Genomic DNA, 18,712 nt, shown 5'->3' on the forward strand with positions numbered 1-18,712 from the left:
ACGAGGACTGAGAAATGGGAATCCGCAAGTACAAGCCGACTACGCCGGGCCGCCGTGGCTCCAGCGTCGCCGACTTCGTCGAGGTCACGCGGTCCACGCCGGAGAAGTCGTTGGTCCGCCCCCTGCACAGCAAGGGTGGCCGTAACAACTCCGGTCGTGTGACCGTTCGCCACCAGGGTGGCGGACACAAGCGCGCCTACCGCGTGATCGACTTCCGTCGTCACGACAAGGACGGCGTGCCGGCGAAGGTCGCGCACATCGAGTACGACCCCAACCGCACCGCGCGCATCGCGCTGCTGCACTACGCCGACGGCGAGAAGCGCTACATCCTCGCCCCGCGCAACCTGCAGCAGGGTGACCGCGTCGAGAACGGTCCCGGGGCCGACATCAAGCCGGGCAACAACCTGGCCCTCCGCAACATCCCGGTCGGTACCACGATCCACGCGATCGAGCTCCGTCCCGGTGGCGGTGCCAAGTTCGCCCGCTCCGCCGGCGCCTCCGTGCAGCTGCTCGCGAAGGAGGGCTCCATGGCCCACCTGCGCATGCCGTCCGGAGAGATCCGCCTGGTCGACCAGCGCTGCCGCGCCACGGTCGGCGAGGTCGGCAACGCCGAGCAGAGCAACATCAACTGGGGCAAGGCGGGCCGTAAGCGCTGGCTGGGCGTTCGCCCGACCGTGCGTGGTGTGGTCATGAACCCGGTGGACCACCCGCACGGTGGTGGCGAAGGCCGTACCTCGGGTGGTCGCCACCCGGTGTCCCCCTGGGGCAAGAAGGAAGGCCGTACTCGTTCGCCCAAGAAGGCGTCGAACAAGTACATCGTCCGCCGCCGCAAGACGAACAAGAAGCGCTAAGGACGGGTTGAGATGCCTCGTAGCTTGAAGAAGGGGCCCTTCGTCGACGACCACCTGATCAAGAAGGTGGACGTCCAGAACGAAGCGGGCACCAAGAACGTCATCAAGACCTGGTCCCGTCGCTCGATGATCGTCCCGGCGATGCTCGGCCACACGATCGCGGTGCACAACGGCAAGACCCACATCCCGGTGTTTGTCACCGAGTCCATGGTCGGCCACAAGCTCGGCGAGTTCTCGCCGACGCGCACCTTCCGGGGTCACGTCAAGGACGACCGGAAGTCGAAGCGCCGCTAGTCAGCGGGGTGTGAAAGACCATGACAAACACTGAAGGGACAACCATGGAAGCCAGGGCCCAGGCGCGGTACATCCGCGTCACGCCCATGAAGGCCCGCCGCGTGGTGGACCTCATCCGTGGCATGGATGCCACGGAGGCTCAGGCGGTCCTGCGTTTCGCCCCGCAGGCCGCGAGCGTGCCGGTCGGCAAGGTGCTGGACAGCGCCATTGCCAACGCCGCGCACAACTACGACCACACCGACGCCGACAGCCTCTTCATTTCCGAGGCCTACGTCGACGAGGGCCCGACCCTGAAGCGGTTCCGGCCGCGCGCCCAGGGCCGCGCCTACCGGATCCGCAAGCGGACCAGCCACATCACCGTGGTCGTCAGCAGCAAGGAAGGAACCCGGTAATGGGCCAGAAGGTAAACCCGCACGGGTTCCGGCTCGGCATCACCACCGACTTCAAGTCGCGCTGGTACGCCGACAAGCTGTACAAGGACTACGTCAAGGAAGACGTCGCCATCCGTCGGATGATGACGTCCGGCATGGAGCGCGCCGGCATCTCGAAGGTTGAGATCGAGCGCACCCGTGACCGCGTGCGTGTGGACATCCACACCGCCCGTCCCGGCATCGTCATCGGCCGCCGCGGCGCCGAGGCCGACCGCATCCGCGGTGACCTGGAGAAGCTGACCGGCAAGCAGGTCCAGCTGAACATCCTCGAGGTCAAGAGCCCGGAGACGGACGCTCAGCTGGTGGCCCAGGCCGTCGCCGAGCAGCTCTCCTCCCGCGTCTCCTTCCGTCGTGCCATGCGCAAGAGCATGCAGGGCACGATGAAGGCCGGCGCCAAGGGCATCAAGATCCAGTGCGGTGGCCGCCTCGGTGGCGCCGAGATGTCCCGCTCGGAGTTCTACCGCGAGGGCCGTGTGCCCCTGCACACGCTCCGCGCGAACGTGGACTACGGCTTCTTCGAGGCCAAGACGACCTTCGGCCGCATCGGCGTGAAGGTCTGGATCTACAAGGGCGACGTCAAGAACATCGCCGAGGTCCGCGCCGAGAACGCCGCTGCCCGCGCCGGCAACCGCCCGGCCCGTGGTGGCAACGACCGCCCGGCCCGTGGTGGCCGCGGTGGCGAGCGTGGCGGTCGCGGTCGCAAGCCGCAGCAGCAGTCCGCGCCGGCTGCCGAGGCCCCCAAGGCCGACGCTCCCGCCGCCGCTGCCGCTCCGGCTGAGAGCACCGGAACGGAGGCCTGACCGAAATGCTGATCCCCCGTAGGGTCAAGCACCGCAAGCAGCACCACCCGAAGCGCCGTGGTCAGGCCAAGGGCGGTACGACGGTTGCGTTCGGCGAGTACGGCATCCAGGCCCTCACGCCGGCGTACGTGACCAACCGCCAGATCGAGGCGGCCCGTATCGCGATGACCCGCCACATCAAGCGTGGCGGCAAGGTCTGGATCAACATCTACCCGGACCGCCCGCTCACGAAGAAGCCGGCCGAGACCCGCATGGGTTCCGGTAAGGGTTCCCCCGAGTGGTGGATCGCGAACGTGCACCCGGGCCGGGTCATGTTCGAGCTGTCCTACCCCAACGAGAAGATCGCCCGTGAGGCGCTGACTCGTGCGGCCCACAAGCTGCCGATGAAGTGCCGGATCGTCAAGCGCGAGGCAGGTGAAGCGTGATGTCGGCCGGTACCAAGGCGTCCGAGCTGCGCGAACTGGGTGACGAGGAGCTTCTGGCGAAGCTCCGCGAAGCCAAGGAAGAGCTGTTCAACCTCCGCTTCCAGGCGGCGACGGGCCAGCTCGAGAACCACGGTCGGCTCAAGGCCGTCCGCAAGGACATCGCGCGGATCTACACCCTGATGCGTGAGCGCGAGCTGGGCATCGAGACGGTGGAGAGCGCCTGATGAGCGAGAGCAACGTGACTGAAGAGACGAAGGCCGGCCGCGGCTTCCGCAAGACCCGCCAGGGTCTGGTCGTCAGCGACAAGATGGACAAGACCGTCGTCGTCGCCGTCGAGGACCGCGTGACCCACGCGCTGTACGGCAAGGTCATCCGCCGTACCAACAAGCTCAAGGCTCACGACGAGCAGAACGCCGCGGGTGTCGGTGACCGCGTCCTCCTCATGGAGACCCGGCCGCTGTCCTCGACGAAGCGCTGGCGCGTCGTCGAGGTCCTCGAGAAGGCCAAGTAAACCTCCTGCGGGGCAAACCCACGCAGGTCAGTTCCGCCAGGCTCGGCAGGGGTCCTCGTACTGAGGCCCCTGCCGGGAACCGGCAGACAAACAGGAGATAGACGTGATCCAGCAGGAGTCGCGACTGCGCGTCGCCGACAACACGGGTGCGAAGGAAATTCTCACCATCCGTGTGCTCGGTGGCTCCGGTCGCCGCTACGCGGGTATCGGTGACGTCATCGTCGCCACCGTCAAGGACGCGATCCCCGGTGGCAACGTGAAGAAGGGTGACGTCGTCAAGGCGGTCATCGTTCGCACCGTCAAGGAGCGTCGCCGTCCGGATGGCTCGTACATCCGCTTCGACGAGAACGCCGCCGTCATTCTGAAGAACGACGGCGACCCCCGCGGCACCCGTATCTTCGGCCCCGTCGGCCGTGAGCTGCGCGAGAAGAAGTTCATGAAGATCATCTCCCTCGCGCCGGAGGTGCTGTGAGCATGAAGATCAAGAAGGGCGACCTGGTTCAGGTCATCACCGGTAAGGACAAGGGCAAGCAGGGCAAGGTCATCGCGGCCTTCCCCCGCGAGGACCGCGTCCTGGTCGAGGGTGTCAACCGGGTCAAGAAGCACACCAAGGCCGGGCCGACCGCTCGCGGTTCGCAGGCCGGCGGCATCGTGACCACCGAGGCCCCGATCCACGTCTCCAACGTCCAGCTGGTCGTGGAGAAGGACGGCAACAAGGTCGTCACGCGCGTCGGTTACCGCTTCGACGACGAGGGCAACAAGGTTCGCGTTGCCAAGCGGACGGGTGAGGACATCTGATGGCTACCACCACCACTCCGCGTCTGAAGACGAAGTACCGCGAGGAGATCGCGGGCAAGCTGCGTGAGGAGTTCTCCTACGAGAACGTCATGCAGATCCCCGGCCTCGTCAAGATCGTGGTCAACATGGGTGTGGGCGACGCCGCCCGCGACTCCAAGCTGATCGAGGGCGCCATCCGCGACCTCACCACGATCACCGGTCAGAAGCCGGCCGTCACCAAGGCCCGCAAGTCCATCGCGCAGTTCAAGCTGCGTGAGGGCCAGCCGATCGGTGCCCACGTCACGCTCCGTGGCGACCGCATGTGGGAGTTCCTGGACCGCACCCTGTCGCTCGCGCTGCCGCGCATCCGCGACTTCCGCGGCCTGTCCCCCAAGCAGTTCGACGGCCGTGGCAACTACACCTTCGGTCTCACGGAGCAGGTCATGTTCCACGAGATCGACCAGGACAAGATCGACCGCACCCGGGGTATGGACATCACCGTGGTGACCACGGCGACCAACGACGCTGAGGGCCGCGCGCTCCTTCGTCACCTCGGCTTCCCCTTCAAGGAGGCGTGAGCGAGATGGCGAAGAAGGCTCTGATCGCTAAGGCTGCTCGCAAGCCCAAGTTCGGTGTGCGTGGCTACACCCGCTGCCAGCGCTGTGGCCGCCCGCACTCCGTGTACCGCAAGTTCGGCCTGTGCCGCGTGTGCCTTCGTGAGATGGCTCACCGTGGCGAGCTGCCGGGCGTGACCAAGAGCTCCTGGTAATCCGGTAATTCCGGGTTATTCAGACTCTCGGTAAGCATCTGGGTCGGCAGGGGCCCGCCCTCGCATGCCTTAGGCTTGTGGGGTTGGGCGTCTGCCGCCCGTACGACTTACTACGCCGTAGGTCCACCGCGCCGCACCCGTCCCGTCTCGGATCGGGGAGAGGGATGGCGCACCAGGAAACCCCGGCGAGAGAGGCCGAAGGCCAATTCATGACCATGACTGATCCGATCGCAGACATGCTTACGCGTCTGCGGAACGCGAACTCGGCGTACCACGACTCCGTGACGATGCCGGCGTCCAAGATCAAGTCTCACATCGCGGAGATCCTCCAGCAGGAGGGCTTCATCACGGGCTGGAAGACCGAGGACGCCGAGGTCGGCAAGAACCTCGTCCTCGAGCTGAAGTTCGGCCCGAACCGTGAGCGCTCCATCGCGGGCATCAAGCGGATCTCCAAGCCCGGTCTCCGGGTGTACGCGAAGTCCACCAACCTGCCCAAGGTGCTGGGTGGCCTCGGCGTGGCGATCATCTCCACGTCGCACGGGCTCCTCACCGACAAGCAGGCCGGCAAGAAGGGCGTAGGCGGAGAAGTTCTCGCCTACGTCTGGTAACGGAAGGGAACGGAGGAAACAGCTATGTCGCGCATCGGCAAGCTCCCCATCGCGGTTCCCGCCGGCGTGGACGTCACCATCGACGGCCGTACGGTCTCGGTCAAGGGCCCCAAGGGTTCGCTGACTCACACCGTCGTGGCGCCGATCGACATCGCCAAGGGTGAGGACGGCGTTCTGAACGTCACCCGCCCCAACGACGAGCGTCAGAGCAAGGCCCTGCACGGCCTGTCCCGCACGCTGGTGGCGAACATGATCACCGGCGTGACCCAGGGTTACGTGAAGAAGCTCGAGATCAGCGGTGTCGGTTACCGCGTGCTCGCCAAGGGTTCGAACCTGGAGTTCTCCCTCGGCTACAGCCACCCGATCCTGGTCGAGGCCCCCGAGGGCATCACCTTCAAGGTGGAGAACCCGACCCACTTCTCGGTCGAGGGCATCGACAAGCAGAAGGTCGGCGAGGTTGCGGCCAACATCCGCAAGCTGCGCAAGCCCGACCCGTACAAGGCCAAGGGCGTCAAGTACGAGGGCGAAGTCATCCGCCGCAAGGTCGGAAAGGCGGGTAAGTAAGCCATGGCATACGGACAGAAGATCCTGAAGGGCGACGCCTACAAGCGCGCCGCGATCAAGCGCCGTCACATCCGGATCCGCAAGCGGATCGCCGGTACGGCGGAGCGTCCCCGTCTGGTCGTTACCCGCTCGAACCGCCACATCGTGGCCCAGGTGATCGACGACCTCAAGGGTCACACCCTTGCGTCGGCGTCCACCCTGGACACCTCGATCCGTGGCGGCGAGGCCGACAAGTCCGCTCAGGCCAAGCAGGTCGGCGCCCTGGTCGCCGAGCGCGCCAAGGCCGCGGGTGTCGAGGCCGTGGTTTTCGACCGCGGTGGCAACCAGTACGCCGGGCGCATCGCCGCCCTGGCGGACGCCGCCCGCGAAGCCGGTCTGAAGTTCTGACCCGGTTCCGTATCGCTAGCGGAAACAGAGAGAGGTAATTCCAATGGCTGGACCCCAGCGCCGCGGTGGCGGTGCCGGTGGCGGCGAGCGGCGGGACCGGAAGGGCCGTGACGGCGGCGCAGCTGCCGCCGAGAAGACCGCTTACGTTGAGCGCGTCGTCGCGATCAACCGTGTCGCCAAGGTTGTGAAGGGTGGTCGTCGCTTCAGCTTCACCGCGCTGGTCGTGGTGGGCGACGGTGACGGCACCGTGGGTGTCGGATACGGCAAGGCCAAGGAGGTGCCGGCCGCCATCGCCAAGGGTGTAGAGGAGGCCAAGAAGCACTTCTTCAAGGTCCCCCGCATCCAGGGCACCATCCCGCACCCCATCCAGGGTGAGAAGGCTGCCGGCGTCGTGCTGCTCAAGCCCGCGTCCCCGGGTACCGGCGTTATCGCCGGTGGTCCGGTGCGCGCCGTGCTCGAGTGCGCCGGTATCCACGACGTGCTGTCGAAGTCCCTGGGCTCCGACAACCAGATCAACATCGTGCACGCGACCGTGGAGGCCCTCAAGGGCCTGCAGCGTCCCGAGGAGATCGCGGCTCGCCGTGGTCTGCCGCTCGAGGACGTCGCCCCCGCGGCTCTTCTCCGTGCGCGTGCCGGGGCGGGTGCGTAATCATGGCGCAGCTCAAGATTACGCAGGTCAAGTCCTACATCGGCAGCAAGCAGAACCACCGTGACACCCTGCGTTCCCTTGGTCTCAAGGGCATCAACACGCAGGTCGTCAAGGAGGACCGCCCCGAGTTCCGCGGCATGGTGCACACCGTCCGCCACCTCGTGACGGTCGAGGAGGTCGACTGATCATGGGTGAGCAGAACCCGCTCAAGATCCACAACCTCCGTCCCGCCCCGGGCGCCAAGACCGCCAAGACCCGTGTGGGTCGTGGTGAGGCGTCGAAGGGTAAGACGGCAGGCCGTGGTACCAAGGGTACGAAGGCCCGTTACCAGGTTCCGGAGCGCTTCGAGGGTGGCCAGATGCCCCTCCACATGCGTCTTCCGAAGCTGAAGGGCTTCAAGAACCCGTTCAAGACCGAGTTCCAGGTCGTGAACCTCGAGAAGCTGGCCGCGCTCTACCCCGAGGGTGGCGAGGTCACCGTCGAGGGTCTGGTGGCCAAGGGTGCCGTTCGCAAGAACAGCCTCGTCAAGGTCCTCGGCCAGGGCGAGGTCTCCGTGGCGCTGCAGGTGACGGTCGACGCCGTCTCCGGCTCCGCCAAGGAGAAGATCACCGCCGCCGGCGGTACCGTCACCGAGCTCGTCTGAGCCTTTCAGACGTCTCGATGACATGAGCGATCCCGACCGGGGATGCCCCACAAAAGGGGTATCCCCGGTTGGTCGTTCCAAGGAAAGTACTCCCGCCGGTAAGGTGGCCTGCGCTGCCCTCTTTCACGGGTGCGTCACATGGGGCACCCTGGGCGGCAGTTGACCGTTACTTACTTAGTCGTCAGTCGAATCCTCAAGACCGTCACCCTTGACGCAGTAGCGCGGGGGTCGCAGGAGGCACCGTGCTCACCGCGTTCGCCCGGGCGTTCAAGACGCCCGACCTGCGCAAGAAGCTGCTCTTCACGCTCGGCATCATCGTGGTGTACCGGCTCGGTACCCACATCCCCATCCCAGGCGTCGATTACAAGAACGTCCAGGAGTGCGTGGACCAGGCGTCCGGCAACCAGGGCATTTTCGGTCTGGTGAACATGTTCAGCGGCGGCGCCCTGCTGCAGATCACGGTCTTCGCGCTCGGCATCATGCCGTACATCACGGCGAGCATCATTCTGCAGCTGCTGACCGTGGTGATCCCGCGCCTGGAAGCCCTGAAGAAGGAGGGCCAGGCGGGTACGGCGAAGATCACGCAGTACACCCGCTACCTGACCATCGCGCTCGCGATCCTCCAGGGCACCGGCCTGGTGGCCACCGCCCGCAGCGGCGCCCTCTTCTCCGGCTGCACCGTCGCCGGTCAGATCGTGCCGGACCAGGCGATCTTCACCACCATCGTCATGGTGATCACCATGACCGCAGGTACGGCCGCCGTCATGTGGCTCGGCGAGCTGATCACCGACCGCGGCATCGGCAACGGCATGTCGATCCTGATGTTCATCTCGATCGCCGCGACCTTCCCCTCCGCCCTGTGGGCCATCAAGCAGGAGGGCACCCTGGCCGACGGCTGGATCGAGTTCGGCACCGTCATGCTCGTCGGCTTCGTCATGGTCGGCCTGGTGGTCTTCGTCGAGCAGGCCCAGCGCCGCATTCCGGTGCAGTACGCGAAGCGCATGATCGGCCGGCGTTCCTACGGCGGTACCTCGACGTACATCCCGCTCAAGGTGAACCAGGCGGGCATCATCCCCGTCATCTTCGCCTCGTCGCTGCTCTACATCCCGGCGCTGATCGTCCAGTTCTCCGGCTCGACCGCGGGCTGGGCCACCTGGATCCAGAAGAACCTGGCCGATCCGGAGGCCGCGCCGCACGTCGTTCTGTACTTCCTTCTGATCGTGTTCTTCGCCTTCTTCTACGTGGCGATCTCGTTCAACCCCGAGGAAGTCGCGGACAACATGAAGAAGTATGGTGGGTTCATCCCGGGCATCCGGGCTGGCCGACCGACCGCTGAGTATCTGAGCTACGTACTCAACCGGATCACCTGGCCGGGTTCGCTGTATCTGGGCCTGATCTCTCTCGTACCGACAATGGCGTTGGCCGGTTTCGGGGCAAACCAGAACTTCCCGTTCGGCGGGACCAGCATCCTGATCATCGTGGGTGTGGGTCTTGAGACGGTGAAGCAGATCGAGAGCCAGCTCCAGCAGCGCAATTACGAAGGGTTCCTCCGCTGATGCGAATCGTCCTCGTCGGGCCGCCGGGTGCCGGTAAGGGAACGCAGGCCACCCGCCTTGCCGAGACGCTGCACATTCCGCACATCTCCACGGGTGACCTGTTCCGCGCGAACATCAGTCAGCAGACCGACCTCGGCAAGCTCGCCAAGTCGTACATCGACGCCGGCAACCTCGTACCGGACGAGGTCACCATCGCCATGGCGAAGGACCGCATGGAGCAGCCCGACGCCGAGGGCGGCTTCCTGCTGGACGGCTTCCCGCGGAACGTCTCCCAGGCCGAGGCGCTGGACGAGCTGCTCGAGACCGAGGACATGAAGCTCGACGCGGTGCTGGACCTGGAGGCGCCGGAGGACGAGGTCGTCAAGCGGATCGCCGGCCGGCGCGTCTGCCGCAGCAACTCGGCGCACGTCTTCCACGTGACGTACTCGCCGCCGAAGAAGGAAGGCGTCTGCGACGTCTGCGGCGGCGAGCTGTACCAGCGTGGCGACGACTCCGAGGAGACGGTCCGCAAGCGGCTCGAGGTCTACCACACGCAGACCGAGCCGATCATCGACTACTACAAGGCGCAGGGCCTGGTCGTCACCATCGCCGCGACGGGACCGGTGGACGAGGTCACCGGCCGTGCGCTGGAGGCGCTCAAGCGCGACAAGTAGTCCTCAGCCCCGGCTGCAGCCGCGGTCCCTTGCTCAGGGGCCGCGGCTGAGCTGTGGGGTGGGGCCCTCCCCGCCCCGTATCGTTGGAAGCGATCCACGTCCCTTCCGGTCCAGAAAGGCCGCAGTCCCCATGGTGCAGATCAAGAGCCCCGAGCAGATCGCCAAGATGCGTGAGGCGGGGCTGGTCGTCGCCGCCATCCACGCGGCCACGCGCGAGGCCGCCGTGCCCGGCGCCACGACCAAGGACCTGGACCAGGTCGCCCGCAAGGTGCTCACCGAGCACAACGCCAAGCCGAACTTCCTCGGCTACGGCGGCTTCCCGGCGACCATCTGCACGTCGGTGAACGAGGTCGTCGTCCACGGCATCCCGTCCGACGACGTGGTCCTCAAGGACGGCGACGTCATCTCCATCGACTGCGGCGCGATCATCGACGGCTGGCACGGAGACGCCGCGTACACGGCCTTCGTCGGCTCCGGTCACTCCCCGGAACTGGTCGAGCTCTCCCGGGTGACCGAGGAGTCGATGTGGGCGGGCATCGCGGCCATGAAGCAGGGCAACCGCCTCGTCGACATCTCGCGGGCCGTGGAGACCTACATCCGCCGCCAGCCGAAGCCCGGCGGCGGCAAGTACGGGATCATCGAGGACTACGGCGGCCACGGCATCGGCACCGAGATGCACATGGACCCGCACCTGCTGAACTACGTGGACCGCCGGCGCGGCAAGGGCCCCAAGCTGGTCCCCGGCTTCTGCCTCGCCATCGAGCCGATGGTGTCCCTCGGCACCCCGCGCACCGAGGTCCTCCAGGACGACTGGACGGTCATCACCACCGACGGCACCTGGTCCTCCCACTGGGAGCACTCCGTGGCCCTCACGGAACAGGGCCCGCTGGTCCTGACCGCCCCCGACGGGGGCAAGGCGAAGCTGGCCGAGCTGGGTATCACGGCGGCGCCGGATCCGCTGGGCTGAGGGCCGCCGGTCGCGGCGGTCGCCGGCCGGAGGCCGGCGCAGCCGCTCGAAGCCTGTGAGGCGCCCTCGGCGCCGGATCCGCTGGGCTGAGGGCTTGCATAACGATCGCCCGGGTGGGGCAGGCTTCCTCGTTTCGCCTTTCCGGGTGTGCTGACGTAGACTGACTCGTCGGATCTCGTGCACCCGCATGCCTGCATGCACTCGTGCGGTGAACGAGGACCGATCAAGGTAGTCGATTCGAAGGGCGAAGCGTGGCCAAGAAGCAAGGTGCCATCGAGATCGAGGGCACTGTCGTCGAGTCTCTTCCGAACGCGATGTTCAGGGTCGAGCTCCAGAACGGCCACCAGGTCCTGGCCCACATCAGCGGCAAGATGCGTATGCACTACATCCGCATCCTCCCTGACGACCGGGTCGTGGTGGAGCTGTCTCCGTACGACCTGACGCGTGGCCGGATCGTCTACCGGTACAAGTGAGCCTGGGCGGGTCCCGTACCCGCCCCGGCGGCCGGGAGGGTCGTCGATGGACAGGTCCGTCCTGTCAATCTCCCCGGAGCGATCCAGGGGAGCTTCTCCAACGGTACAAGTAGATCTTTCCCCTGCCCCGGCACCGTATGGCGCGGGGGCACTGAGCCCGGAGAACTTCACTCAATGAAGGTCAAGCCGAGCGTCAAGAAGATCTGCGACAAGTGCAGGGTGATCCGCCGTCACGGCCGGGTCATGGTCATCTGCGACAACCCGCGCCACAAGCAGCGCCAGGGCTGACGTACGACCGTTCCCTCCGCGATTCGCAGGACTTCGCGCGACGCGAGCTGAATATGTTCATACGCAGGACCCGGGCGCCCAGGCGTCCGACACCCCCGGCTCGGAGGCCGGGGACCCGATCCGTACCTGACACGGCGGCGCGGGAACCGGTCCTGTGGAAGACCTCCGAAGATCACCAGGAGCCATTGAATGGCACGCGTTTCCGGTGTTGACATCCCGCGCGAAAAGCGCGTCGAGATCGCCCTCACCTACGTGTTCGGCATCGGCCGGACTCTCTCGCAGCAGACGCTGGCTGCCACCGACGTGGACCCGAACACCCGTGTTCGTGACCTCACCGAGGAGCAGCTCGTCGCGATCCGCGAGTACGTCGACAACAACATCAAGACCGAGGGTGACCTCCGTCGCGAGGTTCAGGCCGACATCCGCCGCAAGGTCGAGATCGGCACGTACCAGGGTCTGCGGCACCGCCGCGGCCTGCCCGTCCGCGGTCAGCGCACCAGCACCAACGCCCGCACCCGCAAGGGCCCGCGTCGCGCCATCGCCGGTAAGAAGAAGCCGGGCAAGAAGTAGTCCACAGCGGACTCGCCGTCCAGCGGTCTTCGCTGTAGGACCGACCACCTCCCCTGTAGGAGAACGACATGCCCCCCAAGGGACGTCAGGGCGCTGCCAAGAAGGTGCGCCGCAAGGAAAAGAAGAACGTCGCTCACGGCCACGCGCACATCAAGAGCACGTTCAACAACACGATCGTGTCCATCACGGACCCGACCGGCAACGTGATCTCCTGGGCCTCCGCCGGCCACGTCGGCTTCAAGGGCTCGCGCAAGTCCACGCCGTTCGCCGCGCAGATGGCCGCCGAGTCGGCTGCCCGTCGCGCGCAGGAGCACGGCATGCGCAAGGTCGACGTCTTCGTCAAGGGCCCGGGTTCCGGTCGTGAGACCGCCATCCGCTCCCTGCAGGCGACCGGCCTCGAGGTCGGCTCGATCCAGGACGTCACCCCGACGCCGCACAACGGCTGCCGCCCGCCGAAGCGCCGTCGCGTCTGATCCGCCGCGTCCTCACCGACGCGTCTGATCTCGCTTCACCAGGGTTTCCACGGGCGGTACGGCTTCTTCGGGCCGTATCGCCCGTACCCTTGCAGTACTGGTCGGGCGTCAAATAGCGGGCGCCCCTGACTGAAGGAACACCACATGCTGATCGCTCAGCGTCCCTCGTTGACCGAAGAGGTCGTCGACGAGTTCCGCTCCCGGTTCGTCATCGAGCCGCTGGAGCCGGGCTTCGGCTACACCCTCGGCAACTCCCTGCGCCGTACGCTCCTCTCCTCGATCCCGGGTGCGGCGGTCACGTCCATCCGCATCGACGGTGTCCTGCACGAGTTCACCACCGTGCCGGGCGTCAAGGAGGACGTCACCGACCTCATCCTCAACATCAAGCAGCTGGTCGTGTCGTCCGAGCACGACGAGCCCGTTGTGATGTACCTGCGCAAGCAGGGCCCGGGTCTGGTCACCGCCGCCGACATCGCGCCCCCGGCCGGTGTCGAGGTGCACAACCCCGACCTCGTCCTCGCCACGCTCAACGGCAAGGGCAAGCTGGAGATGGAGCTGACCGTCGAGCGCGGTCGCGGCTACGTCTCCGCCGTGCAGAACAAGCAGGTCGGTCAGGAGATCGGGCGCATCCCGGTCGACTCGATCTACTCGCCGGTCCTCAAGGTCACCTACAAGGTCGAGGCCACGCGTGTCGAGCAGCGCACCGACTTCGACAAGCTGATCGTCGACGTCGAGACCAAGCAGGCCATGCGCCCGCGCGACGCCATGGCGTCGGCCGGCAAGACCCTGGTCGAGCTGTTCGGTCTCGCCCGCGAGCTGAACATCGACGCCGAGGGCATCGACATGGGTCCGTCCCCGACGGACGCCGCGCTCGCCGCCGACCTGGCGCTGCCGATCGAGGAGCTGGAGCTCACCGTTCGGTCGTACAACTGCCTCAAGCGTGAGGGCATCCACTCCGTGGGTGAGCTCGTCGCGCGTTCCGAGGCGGACCTGCTCGACATCCGCAACTTCGGTGCGAAGTCGATCGACGAGGTCAAGGCCAAGCTCGCGGGCATGGGGCTTGCGCTGAAGGACTCGCCTCCCGGGTTCGACCCGACCGCCGCGGCCGACGCCTTCGGCGCGGACGACGACGCGGACGCGGGCTTCGTCGAGACCGAGCAGTACTGAGCTCGGGCCTTCCCCGCGCCCCTCACGGGGCGCGGACCCTCCGGGGCGTTCGAAAGGCGTCCCGGATCTCCGACAGGCGACCGCCTGCTCGGATACTGACTTCGGTACCTGATACGGCCGGGGCAGACACCTAGGAGAAACATCATGCCGAAGCCCACCAAGGGTGCCCGTCTGGGCGGCAGCGCCGCGCACGAGAAGCTGCTCCTCGCGAACCTCGCGAAGTCGCTCTTCGAGCACGGCAAGATCACGACCACCGAGGCGAAGGCGCGCAAGCTGCGTCCGTACGCCGAGCGTCTGGTCACCAAGGCGAAGAAGGGCGACCTTCACAACCGCCGTCAGGTGCTTCAGGTGATCACGGACAAGGGCATCGTGCACACGCTCTTCACCGAGATCGGCCCGCGCTACGAGAACCGTCCCGGTGGCTACACCCGGATCACCAAGATCGGTAACCGCCGTGGCGACAACGCGCCCATGGCCGTCATCGAGCTGGTCGAGGCGCTGACCGTGGCGCAGGAGGCGACCGGCGAAGCCGAGGCCGCCACGAAGCGCGCCGCCAAGGACGCCGAGGGCTCCGCCGAGGTTTCCGAGGCCAAGGTCGACACGGCCAAGGCCGACGACGAGGCTGCGGCCGAGGAGTCGAAGGACGCGTAAGCGTTCTGCCGGGGACTGCGCGGTGGCGGCTGCGGCTTCGTCGTGGCCGGTCGCGCCCACGCGGCGAAGCCGGACGTCGAGCGCAGCCCCGCGCCCCTTCCAGGGCGTCGGCGGGCCCGTTCCTTTCGAGGGGCGGGCCCGCTTTCGTGTGTGCTGAGAGGATCGTTGGGTGAGTGACGAAGTAGAGCCCGGGTACGTGCGGGTGCGGCTGGACCTTTCCTACGACGGGGCCGAGTTCTCCGGCTGGGCCAAGCAGGCCGGCGGGCGGCGGACCGTGCAGGGTGAGATCGAGGACGCGCTGCGGACGGTCACGCGGTCCGGACGGACGTACGAGCTGACCGTGGCGGGGCGGACCGACGCCGGGGTGCACGCCCGGGGCCAGGTCGCCCATGTCGACCTGGAGCGCGAGGTCTGGGCCGAGCACAACGCGAAGCTGCTCAAGCGGCTCGCCGGCCGGCTGCCCAGGGACGTGCGGGTGTGGGCCCTCAGGGAGGCGCCCAGTGGCTTCAACGCACGGTTCTCCGCCGTCTGGCGGCGCTACGCCTACCGGGTCACCGACAACCCCGGCGGCGTCGACCCGCTGCTGCGCGGGCACGTGCTGTGGCACGACTGGCCCCTCGACGTGGACGCCATGAACGAGGCCGCCCGCGGGCTGCTGGGGGAGCACGACTTCGCCGCCTACTGCAAGAAGCGGGAGGGGGCCACCACCATCCGGACCCTCCAGGAGCTGAGCCTGGTGCGCGGTGAGGACGACGGGATCATCACCGCCACCGTCCGGGCCGACGCCTTCTGCCACAACATGGTCCGCTCCCTCATCGGGGCCCTGCTGTTCGTCGGCGACGGCCACCGCACGCCGGACTGGCCCGCGAAGGTGCTCGCCGCCGGAGTGCGGGACTCGGCCGTGCACGTCGTACGGCCGCACGGGCTGACGCTGGAGGAGGTCGGCTACCCGGCCGACGGACTGCTGGCGGCGCGCAACCTGGAGGCGCGGAACAAGAGGACGCTGCCGGGCAGCAGTTGCTGCTGAACGCACGGCGCGGGACGTGCCCCGCTAGACTGCCGTTCGACGATGCCTCGTTCGCGTCATCCGCTGGAATTCTCGCCGGTGGGATGTTGAGGGACAGCGAGGCCGTCGGGCCGCCACGACTTCTGTCCTGACACCTGTCCTGCACACCGGACGCGCCCATGGGGAGCGGCCGTCCGGTGCTGTCGCGCGCGGCCTGGTCCGCTGCGAGCCGGGGAGTCACCTTGTCCAGATCCAGTAAGCACTCGGGGTCGGCGTCCGCCGAGCGTGATTCCAGGGCGAAGGTGGGCCGGCGGTCGGCCCTCGGCCTGATGGGGCTCGGCGGTCTGCTGACGGCCGGCGGCGCGGCCGCGGGCGTGCTGGGCAAGGACCTGGTCCTGCCCTCGTCGGCCGAGAGCGGCACCACAGCCGTCGATCTCGGTGCGGGCGGGCGTGTCGAGAACCTGACCGCGCCGACGTACGCCCCGACCGGGCGCCGCCCGCGGTACCGGCGGGCGACCTGGAGCGAGCAGTTCCAGGACGGGCACGAGTGGCTGCCCGGCGGTGAGGGCGTCGCGTCCTCCGGCTCCGACACCGAGGTCTTCACCCGGGGCGACCGCTCGTGCCGGGTCACCACGCGCGGCGACGGTGTCCAGTCCTTCGTACGCCGTACCGGCATGGAGCCGATCGACCTCAAGGGGAAGATGATCCGGCTCGTCTTCCAGGTGCAGGACGTGGCCCATCTGGACCGTATGGAGTTCTACGTGGGCAGCCGGGAACTGGCGAACCACTTCAGCTGGACCTTCCACTACCACTCGGCCGAGGGCACCAACTACGTGCAGTCGGGCGACTGGGTCACCGTCCACCTGCAGTGGGCGGACGTCACCGGCGCGTCCGGCGCCAGGAAGCTGTCGTCGCGCGGTGAGCCGTCGACCCGGTCGGGCTTCACCGACATGTCGTTCGCCGTGTACGACGACGGCAAGGGGCCGGTCACGTACCGCCTCCAGGCCGTCGAGGTGGTGCCGGACACCACGGACGTCTTCCCCAAGGGCGTCGTCTCGATCACCTTCGACGACTCGCACGAGTCGGTGCACGACTTCGCCCGCCCGGTCATGGACCGGTACGCCATGCCCGGCACGCTCTACAACATCGCCGACGCGATAGACACCGAACCCTTCATGGGCATCGGACAGATGCGTTCCCTGCAGGACTCGTCCGGCTGGGAGATGGCGGGACACGCCTACTCGCTCAAGGCACACGAGGCGAGCTACCCGAAACTCTCCGCGGAGGAGGTCGACGAGGACTTCCGCAAGCTGCGCGAGTGGCTCGTCGCACGTGGCTTCACCAGCGAGCACTTCGCCTATCCGCACGGCGCGTTCGGGAAGACCCGCGACGGTGTGCCCGTCGACCTGCTGGCCGCCCGGCACTTCACCACCGCGCGGTCCATCATCTCCGAGACGCTCGAGAGCTTCGCTCCGGCGATGCCGTACCGGCTCAAGGCGCTGACCGGGATCAACGACGGGAAGGAGATCGGCGGTGAGACGCTCGCCGACGTGATCAAGGCGGGCGGCGCGCTGGACCGCTGTGCGCGTAACGGCGACTGGCTCATCCTGTGCCTGCACCGGATCGTCGAGGGTGTTCCCACGGTGAACACGGAGCTGAGCACCGAGGGCCTCGACCGCCTGATGCGCGAGATCGACAAGCGGGGCATGGAGGTGCTGACGGTGCAGGAGGCGATGGCGCACTACACCTGAGGCGGCCGCGGGCCGTTTGCAGAACGACGCCGGGGGCGCCGCACAGGATCTGTGCGGCGCCCCCGGCGTTCGACGGTGTGCGGTCAGGAGCGGCGCGCGCGCCTTCCGCCGCCGCCGCCCGCCGCTCGGCGGTCATGACGGCTCCGCTTGACGGAGAGTATCCAGCCCAGCACGGTGAGGGTGACGGCCAGGCACGTGAAGCCGAGGACGACGATCTCGACCTGGGTGACCTTCGTGACGGTGTAGGCGATGCCCGCGAGTACCGCGCAGGCTCCAAGGCCTCTGAGGGTGTTCATTCTTCTCCTGCGCCTGTCTGTCTCTTACTTCCAGGCCGACACACGAGTCACGTAGGACTTGAGGATGGACGACACGAGCCAGTAGGCCCGTACGACGGTGTAGACCAGCTCGGGGATGAGCAGGGCCTCGACGAGCATCGCCTTCCAGCCCAGGGTCCGTACCCGCAGGGCGGGATAGATGATCCAGAAGGCGAGCAGGGCCCACAGCAGCGGGTGCGTGCTCAGGCTGTACTGGGCCGCGGAGACGAGCTGGCGGGCGCCCCAGATGAAGATGTACGCGAAGCCGAACAGGCCCAGGATCATGGTGATGATCGAGTGCCAGGTGAACTTGGTCCAGCCACGGCGGCGCAGTGCGTCCACGGTGCCCCGGCTCCACCGCTCGCGCTGCTGGATCAGCTCGCGCAGGGTGGGCATGAGGTCGGTGTACGCGATGCACAGCTGGTTGGCCGTGACCTTCCAGCCGGACTCCTTGAGCGCCAGGGTGGTCTCGTAGTCCTCGACGAGGTTGCGGTGGTCCTCCCAGAACACCTCGCCGCGCCAGTCGATCAGACCCTGCAGGGCCTCGGCGCGGTAGAAGGAGCCGGCGCCCGACATGGTGTGGACGTCCTTGCGGAAGCGAGAGGTCGCCGCCCGGCCGTACTCGATGATCTGCATGCCGAGCAGGAACCGCTGCCAGGGATTGCGCCACAGGTCGGTACGGCCGAGGCAGGCCGCGCTGACACCGCCGATCTCGGGGTCGGTCGAGAGGACGTTGCGGGCGCGCTCGATGAACCGGGAGTGCAGTTCGGTATCGGCGTCCATGACGAGGATGTGGCCCACGCGGCCGTTGAGACGTCCGCCGACGGTCTCCCTGAGCCAGCTCAGGCCGTAGTTGAGGGCGCCGGCCTTCTTGTGGGGGTTGTCCGCGAAGTTCAGCACCACGGTCGGCGGCGTGCTCTCGTCCTCGGCGAACTGGAGCGCGTAGTCCTCGGTGCGGTCGGTGGAGTTGTTGACCACCACGACGATCAGGTCGGGGCGGTGCGACTGCCCGGCGAGGGACTCGAGAGAGGTGAAGACTCCGACCTCCTCGTTCCTCGCGGGAACCAGGACGACGGTCTCGTAGACCATGGAGGGGGTCGCGGTGGAGGCGGCGCGCACGTGCCCACCACGGCC

30 protein-coding genes are annotated in these 18,712 nt (G+C 67.3%); 28 read left to right on the forward strand and 2 right to left on the reverse strand.

Going from position 1 to position 18,712, the window contains the following annotated elements; genetic code table 11:
- The first annotated feature begins 14 nt into the window (after positions 1 to 14).
- The 28 genes from rplB (at position 15) to ACH4F2_RS04150 (ending at position 17,264) form a co-directional block, all read left to right on the forward strand.
- Positions 15 to 851: a 50S ribosomal protein L2 gene (gene rplB / locus ACH4F2_RS04015; protein WP_004927281.1), complete on the forward strand. Its 837-nt coding sequence runs from the start codon at positions 15 to 17 to the stop codon at positions 849 to 851.
- 12 nt (positions 852 to 863) lie between these two features.
- Positions 864 to 1,145 (forward strand): 30S ribosomal protein S19, encoded by a 282-nt coding sequence (rpsS, locus tag ACH4F2_RS04020; RefSeq protein ID WP_003948639.1) that lies wholly within the window; start codon positions 864 to 866, stop codon positions 1,143 to 1,145.
- A 44-nt stretch (positions 1,146 to 1,189) separates the two neighbouring features.
- A complete protein-coding gene (rplV, locus tag ACH4F2_RS04025) occupies positions 1,190 to 1,537 on the forward strand; it encodes a 50S ribosomal protein L22 (RefSeq protein WP_003974262.1) in 348 nt (115 codons plus the stop codon).
- The gene (gene rpsC, locus ACH4F2_RS04030; protein ID WP_053135626.1) at positions 1,537 to 2,376 is read left to right on the forward strand and encodes a 30S ribosomal protein S3; all 840 of its coding nucleotides are present in this window, start codon (positions 1,537 to 1,539) and stop codon (positions 2,374 to 2,376) included. The genes rplV and rpsC overlap by 1 nt, the downstream gene beginning before the upstream one ends.
- A 5-nt stretch (positions 2,377 to 2,381) precedes the next feature.
- Positions 2,382 to 2,801 carry a 50S ribosomal protein L16 gene (gene rplP, locus ACH4F2_RS04035; RefSeq protein WP_004927269.1) on the forward strand — a complete coding sequence of 140 codons (420 nt, stop codon included), beginning with the start codon at positions 2,382 to 2,384 and terminating at the stop codon, positions 2,799 to 2,801.
- A complete protein-coding gene (rpmC, locus tag ACH4F2_RS04040; protein WP_003998824.1) occupies positions 2,801 to 3,025 on the forward strand; it encodes a 50S ribosomal protein L29 in 225 nt (74 codons plus the stop codon). Before rplP ends, rpmC begins: the two co-directional genes overlap by 1 nt.
- Complete coding sequence (gene rpsQ / locus ACH4F2_RS04045; protein WP_398131100.1) at positions 3,025 to 3,312, forward strand: 30S ribosomal protein S17; 288 nt, start codon at positions 3,025 to 3,027, stop codon at positions 3,310 to 3,312. The genes rpmC and rpsQ overlap by 1 nt, the downstream gene beginning before the upstream one ends.
- A gap of 103 nt (positions 3,313 to 3,415) precedes the next feature.
- On the forward strand, positions 3,416 to 3,784 hold the full coding sequence (gene rplN / locus ACH4F2_RS04050; protein WP_003974257.1) for a 50S ribosomal protein L14: 369 nt from the start codon (positions 3,416 to 3,418) through the stop codon (positions 3,782 to 3,784).
- Positions 3,785 to 3,786: 2 nt separating this feature from the next.
- The gene (gene rplX, locus ACH4F2_RS04055; protein WP_003974256.1) at positions 3,787 to 4,110 is read left to right on the forward strand and encodes a 50S ribosomal protein L24; all 324 of its coding nucleotides are present in this window, start codon (positions 3,787 to 3,789) and stop codon (positions 4,108 to 4,110) included.
- Complete coding sequence (rplE, locus tag ACH4F2_RS04060; RefSeq protein WP_003974255.1) at positions 4,110 to 4,667, forward strand: 50S ribosomal protein L5; 558 nt, start codon at positions 4,110 to 4,112, stop codon at positions 4,665 to 4,667. Before rplX ends, rplE begins: the two co-directional genes overlap by 1 nt.
- A 5-nt stretch (positions 4,668 to 4,672) precedes the next feature.
- Positions 4,673 to 4,858, forward strand: coding sequence for a type Z 30S ribosomal protein S14 (locus ACH4F2_RS04065; RefSeq protein WP_003948630.1), 186 nt, complete (start codon positions 4,673 to 4,675; stop codon positions 4,856 to 4,858).
- 209 nt (positions 4,859 to 5,067) lie between these two features.
- Entirely contained in the window at positions 5,068 to 5,466 is a 399-nt protein-coding gene (rpsH, locus tag ACH4F2_RS04070; protein WP_026248232.1) for a 30S ribosomal protein S8, read from the forward strand.
- A 24-nt stretch (positions 5,467 to 5,490) separates the two neighbouring features.
- Complete coding sequence (gene rplF, locus ACH4F2_RS04075; RefSeq protein ID WP_003974253.1) at positions 5,491 to 6,030, forward strand: 50S ribosomal protein L6; 540 nt, start codon at positions 5,491 to 5,493, stop codon at positions 6,028 to 6,030.
- Positions 6,031 to 6,033: 3 nt separating this feature from the next.
- Positions 6,034 to 6,417 carry a 50S ribosomal protein L18 gene (gene rplR / locus ACH4F2_RS04080; RefSeq protein ID WP_217143309.1) on the forward strand — a complete coding sequence of 128 codons (384 nt, stop codon included), beginning with the start codon at positions 6,034 to 6,036 and terminating at the stop codon, positions 6,415 to 6,417.
- A gap of 43 nt (positions 6,418 to 6,460) precedes the next feature.
- Complete coding sequence (rpsE, locus tag ACH4F2_RS04085; RefSeq protein ID WP_004927232.1) at positions 6,461 to 7,066, forward strand: 30S ribosomal protein S5; 606 nt, start codon at positions 6,461 to 6,463, stop codon at positions 7,064 to 7,066.
- A 2-nt stretch (positions 7,067 to 7,068) separates the two neighbouring features.
- Positions 7,069 to 7,251, forward strand: coding sequence for a 50S ribosomal protein L30 (gene rpmD, locus ACH4F2_RS04090; protein WP_003974250.1), 183 nt, complete (start codon positions 7,069 to 7,071; stop codon positions 7,249 to 7,251).
- A gap of 2 nt (positions 7,252 to 7,253) precedes the next feature.
- A complete protein-coding gene (rplO, locus tag ACH4F2_RS04095; protein ID WP_398131101.1) occupies positions 7,254 to 7,709 on the forward strand; it encodes a 50S ribosomal protein L15 in 456 nt (151 codons plus the stop codon).
- A gap of 242 nt (positions 7,710 to 7,951) precedes the next feature.
- The gene (secY, locus tag ACH4F2_RS04100; RefSeq protein WP_398131102.1) at positions 7,952 to 9,265 is read left to right on the forward strand and encodes a preprotein translocase subunit SecY; all 1,314 of its coding nucleotides are present in this window, start codon (positions 7,952 to 7,954) and stop codon (positions 9,263 to 9,265) included.
- Positions 9,265 to 9,918 carry an adenylate kinase gene (locus tag ACH4F2_RS04105; RefSeq protein WP_398131103.1) on the forward strand — a complete coding sequence of 218 codons (654 nt, stop codon included), beginning with the start codon at positions 9,265 to 9,267 and terminating at the stop codon, positions 9,916 to 9,918. The genes secY and ACH4F2_RS04105 overlap by 1 nt, the downstream gene beginning before the upstream one ends.
- 130 nt (positions 9,919 to 10,048) lie before the next feature.
- Positions 10,049 to 10,885, forward strand: coding sequence for a type I methionyl aminopeptidase (map, locus tag ACH4F2_RS04110; RefSeq protein ID WP_398131104.1), 837 nt, complete (start codon positions 10,049 to 10,051; stop codon positions 10,883 to 10,885).
- Positions 10,886 to 11,136: 251 nt separating this feature from the next.
- Entirely contained in the window at positions 11,137 to 11,358 is a 222-nt protein-coding gene (infA, locus tag ACH4F2_RS04115) for a translation initiation factor IF-1 (protein ID WP_004927214.1), read from the forward strand.
- Positions 11,359 to 11,532: 174 nt separating this feature from the next.
- Positions 11,533 to 11,646, forward strand: a complete 114-nt coding sequence (gene rpmJ, locus ACH4F2_RS04120; protein WP_003974245.1) for a 50S ribosomal protein L36 — start codon at positions 11,533 to 11,535, stop codon at positions 11,644 to 11,646.
- Positions 11,647 to 11,835: 189 nt separating this feature from the next.
- Entirely contained in the window at positions 11,836 to 12,216 is a 381-nt protein-coding gene (gene rpsM / locus ACH4F2_RS04125; RefSeq protein WP_398131105.1) for a 30S ribosomal protein S13, read from the forward strand.
- A gap of 68 nt (positions 12,217 to 12,284) precedes the next feature.
- Entirely contained in the window at positions 12,285 to 12,689 is a 405-nt protein-coding gene (gene rpsK, locus ACH4F2_RS04130) for a 30S ribosomal protein S11 (protein ID WP_003948617.1), read from the forward strand.
- A gap of 144 nt (positions 12,690 to 12,833) precedes the next feature.
- The gene (locus ACH4F2_RS04135; RefSeq protein WP_003966937.1) at positions 12,834 to 13,856 is read left to right on the forward strand and encodes a DNA-directed RNA polymerase subunit alpha; all 1,023 of its coding nucleotides are present in this window, start codon (positions 12,834 to 12,836) and stop codon (positions 13,854 to 13,856) included.
- Positions 13,857 to 14,000: 144 nt separating this feature from the next.
- Positions 14,001 to 14,507, forward strand: coding sequence for a 50S ribosomal protein L17 (gene rplQ / locus ACH4F2_RS04140; protein ID WP_398131106.1), 507 nt, complete (start codon positions 14,001 to 14,003; stop codon positions 14,505 to 14,507).
- Positions 14,508 to 14,676: 169 nt separating this feature from the next.
- A complete protein-coding gene (gene truA, locus ACH4F2_RS04145) occupies positions 14,677 to 15,534 on the forward strand; it encodes a tRNA pseudouridine(38-40) synthase TruA (RefSeq protein WP_398131107.1) in 858 nt (285 codons plus the stop codon).
- Positions 15,535 to 15,755: 221 nt separating this feature from the next.
- Positions 15,756 to 17,264, forward strand: coding sequence for a polysaccharide deacetylase family protein (locus ACH4F2_RS04150; RefSeq protein WP_398131108.1), 1,509 nt, complete (start codon positions 15,756 to 15,758; stop codon positions 17,262 to 17,264).
- Positions 17,265 to 17,347: 83 nt separating this feature from the next.
- On the opposite strand, the gene ACH4F2_RS04155 is transcribed toward ACH4F2_RS04150, so the two are convergent.
- Both ACH4F2_RS04155 and ACH4F2_RS04160 read right to left on the reverse strand, forming a co-directional pair.
- Positions 17,348 to 17,560 carry a hypothetical protein gene (locus tag ACH4F2_RS04155; protein ID WP_398131109.1) on the reverse strand — a complete coding sequence of 71 codons (213 nt, stop codon included), beginning with the start codon at positions 17,558 to 17,560 and terminating at the stop codon, positions 17,348 to 17,350.
- Between the two features lie 24 nt (positions 17,561 to 17,584).
- Positions 17,585 to 18,697, reverse strand: a complete 1,113-nt coding sequence (locus ACH4F2_RS04160; RefSeq protein ID WP_398131110.1) for a glycosyltransferase family 2 protein — start codon at positions 18,695 to 18,697, stop codon at positions 17,585 to 17,587.
- Between the last annotated feature and the right edge of the window lie 15 nt (positions 18,698 to 18,712).

The organism is Streptomyces sp. NPDC017890 (assembly GCF_044328675.1).
Classification (GTDB): domain Bacteria; phylum Actinomycetota; class Actinomycetes; order Streptomycetales; family Streptomycetaceae; genus Streptomyces.

Excerpts from the sequence above, each read along its gene's own strand:
- rplV (WP_003974262.1), top strand. The coding sequence starts at position 1,190 with ATGGAAGCCAGGGCCCAGGCGCGGTACATCCGCGTCACGCCCATGAAG.
- rpsM (WP_398131105.1), top strand. The coding sequence starts at position 11,836 with ATGGCACGCGTTTCCGGTGTTGACATCCCGCGCGAAAAGCGCGTCGAG.
- rpmC (WP_003998824.1), top strand. The coding sequence starts at position 2,801 with ATGTCGGCCGGTACCAAGGCGTCCGAGCTGCGCGAACTGGGTGACGAG.
- rpmD (WP_003974250.1), top strand. The coding sequence starts at position 7,069 with ATGGCGCAGCTCAAGATTACGCAGGTCAAGTCCTACATCGGCAGCAAG.
- rpsE (WP_004927232.1), top strand. The coding sequence starts at position 6,461 with ATGGCTGGACCCCAGCGCCGCGGTGGCGGTGCCGGTGGCGGCGAGCGG.
- rplE (WP_003974255.1), top strand. The coding sequence starts at position 4,110 with ATGGCTACCACCACCACTCCGCGTCTGAAGACGAAGTACCGCGAGGAG.
- map (WP_398131104.1), top strand. The coding sequence starts at position 10,049 with ATGGTGCAGATCAAGAGCCCCGAGCAGATCGCCAAGATGCGTGAGGCG.
- rplO (WP_398131101.1), top strand. The coding sequence starts at position 7,254 with ATGGGTGAGCAGAACCCGCTCAAGATCCACAACCTCCGTCCCGCCCCG.
- rplF (WP_003974253.1), top strand. The coding sequence starts at position 5,491 with ATGTCGCGCATCGGCAAGCTCCCCATCGCGGTTCCCGCCGGCGTGGAC.
- ACH4F2_RS04105 (WP_398131103.1), top strand. The coding sequence starts at position 9,265 with ATGCGAATCGTCCTCGTCGGGCCGCCGGGTGCCGGTAAGGGAACGCAG.
- rplQ (WP_398131106.1), top strand. The coding sequence starts at position 14,001 with ATGCCGAAGCCCACCAAGGGTGCCCGTCTGGGCGGCAGCGCCGCGCAC.
- rplP (WP_004927269.1), top strand. The coding sequence starts at position 2,382 with ATGCTGATCCCCCGTAGGGTCAAGCACCGCAAGCAGCACCACCCGAAG.
- rplR (WP_217143309.1), top strand. The coding sequence starts at position 6,034 with ATGGCATACGGACAGAAGATCCTGAAGGGCGACGCCTACAAGCGCGCC.
- rplX (WP_003974256.1), top strand. The coding sequence starts at position 3,787 with ATGAAGATCAAGAAGGGCGACCTGGTTCAGGTCATCACCGGTAAGGAC.
- ACH4F2_RS04135 (WP_003966937.1), top strand. The coding sequence starts at position 12,834 with ATGCTGATCGCTCAGCGTCCCTCGTTGACCGAAGAGGTCGTCGACGAG.
- rpmJ (WP_003974245.1), top strand. The coding sequence starts at position 11,533 with ATGAAGGTCAAGCCGAGCGTCAAGAAGATCTGCGACAAGTGCAGGGTG.
- rpsH (WP_026248232.1), top strand. The coding sequence starts at position 5,068 with ATGACCATGACTGATCCGATCGCAGACATGCTTACGCGTCTGCGGAAC.
- ACH4F2_RS04155 (WP_398131109.1), bottom strand. The coding sequence starts at position 17,560 with ATGAACACCCTCAGAGGCCTTGGAGCCTGCGCGGTACTCGCGGGCATC.
- rpsQ (WP_398131100.1), top strand. The coding sequence starts at position 3,025 with ATGAGCGAGAGCAACGTGACTGAAGAGACGAAGGCCGGCCGCGGCTTC.
- ACH4F2_RS04065 (WP_003948630.1), top strand. The coding sequence starts at position 4,673 with ATGGCGAAGAAGGCTCTGATCGCTAAGGCTGCTCGCAAGCCCAAGTTC.
- rpsC (WP_053135626.1), top strand. The coding sequence starts at position 1,537 with ATGGGCCAGAAGGTAAACCCGCACGGGTTCCGGCTCGGCATCACCACC.
- rplB (WP_004927281.1), top strand. The coding sequence starts at position 15 with ATGGGAATCCGCAAGTACAAGCCGACTACGCCGGGCCGCCGTGGCTCC.
- rpsS (WP_003948639.1), top strand. The coding sequence starts at position 864 with ATGCCTCGTAGCTTGAAGAAGGGGCCCTTCGTCGACGACCACCTGATC.
- rpsK (WP_003948617.1), top strand. The coding sequence starts at position 12,285 with ATGCCCCCCAAGGGACGTCAGGGCGCTGCCAAGAAGGTGCGCCGCAAG.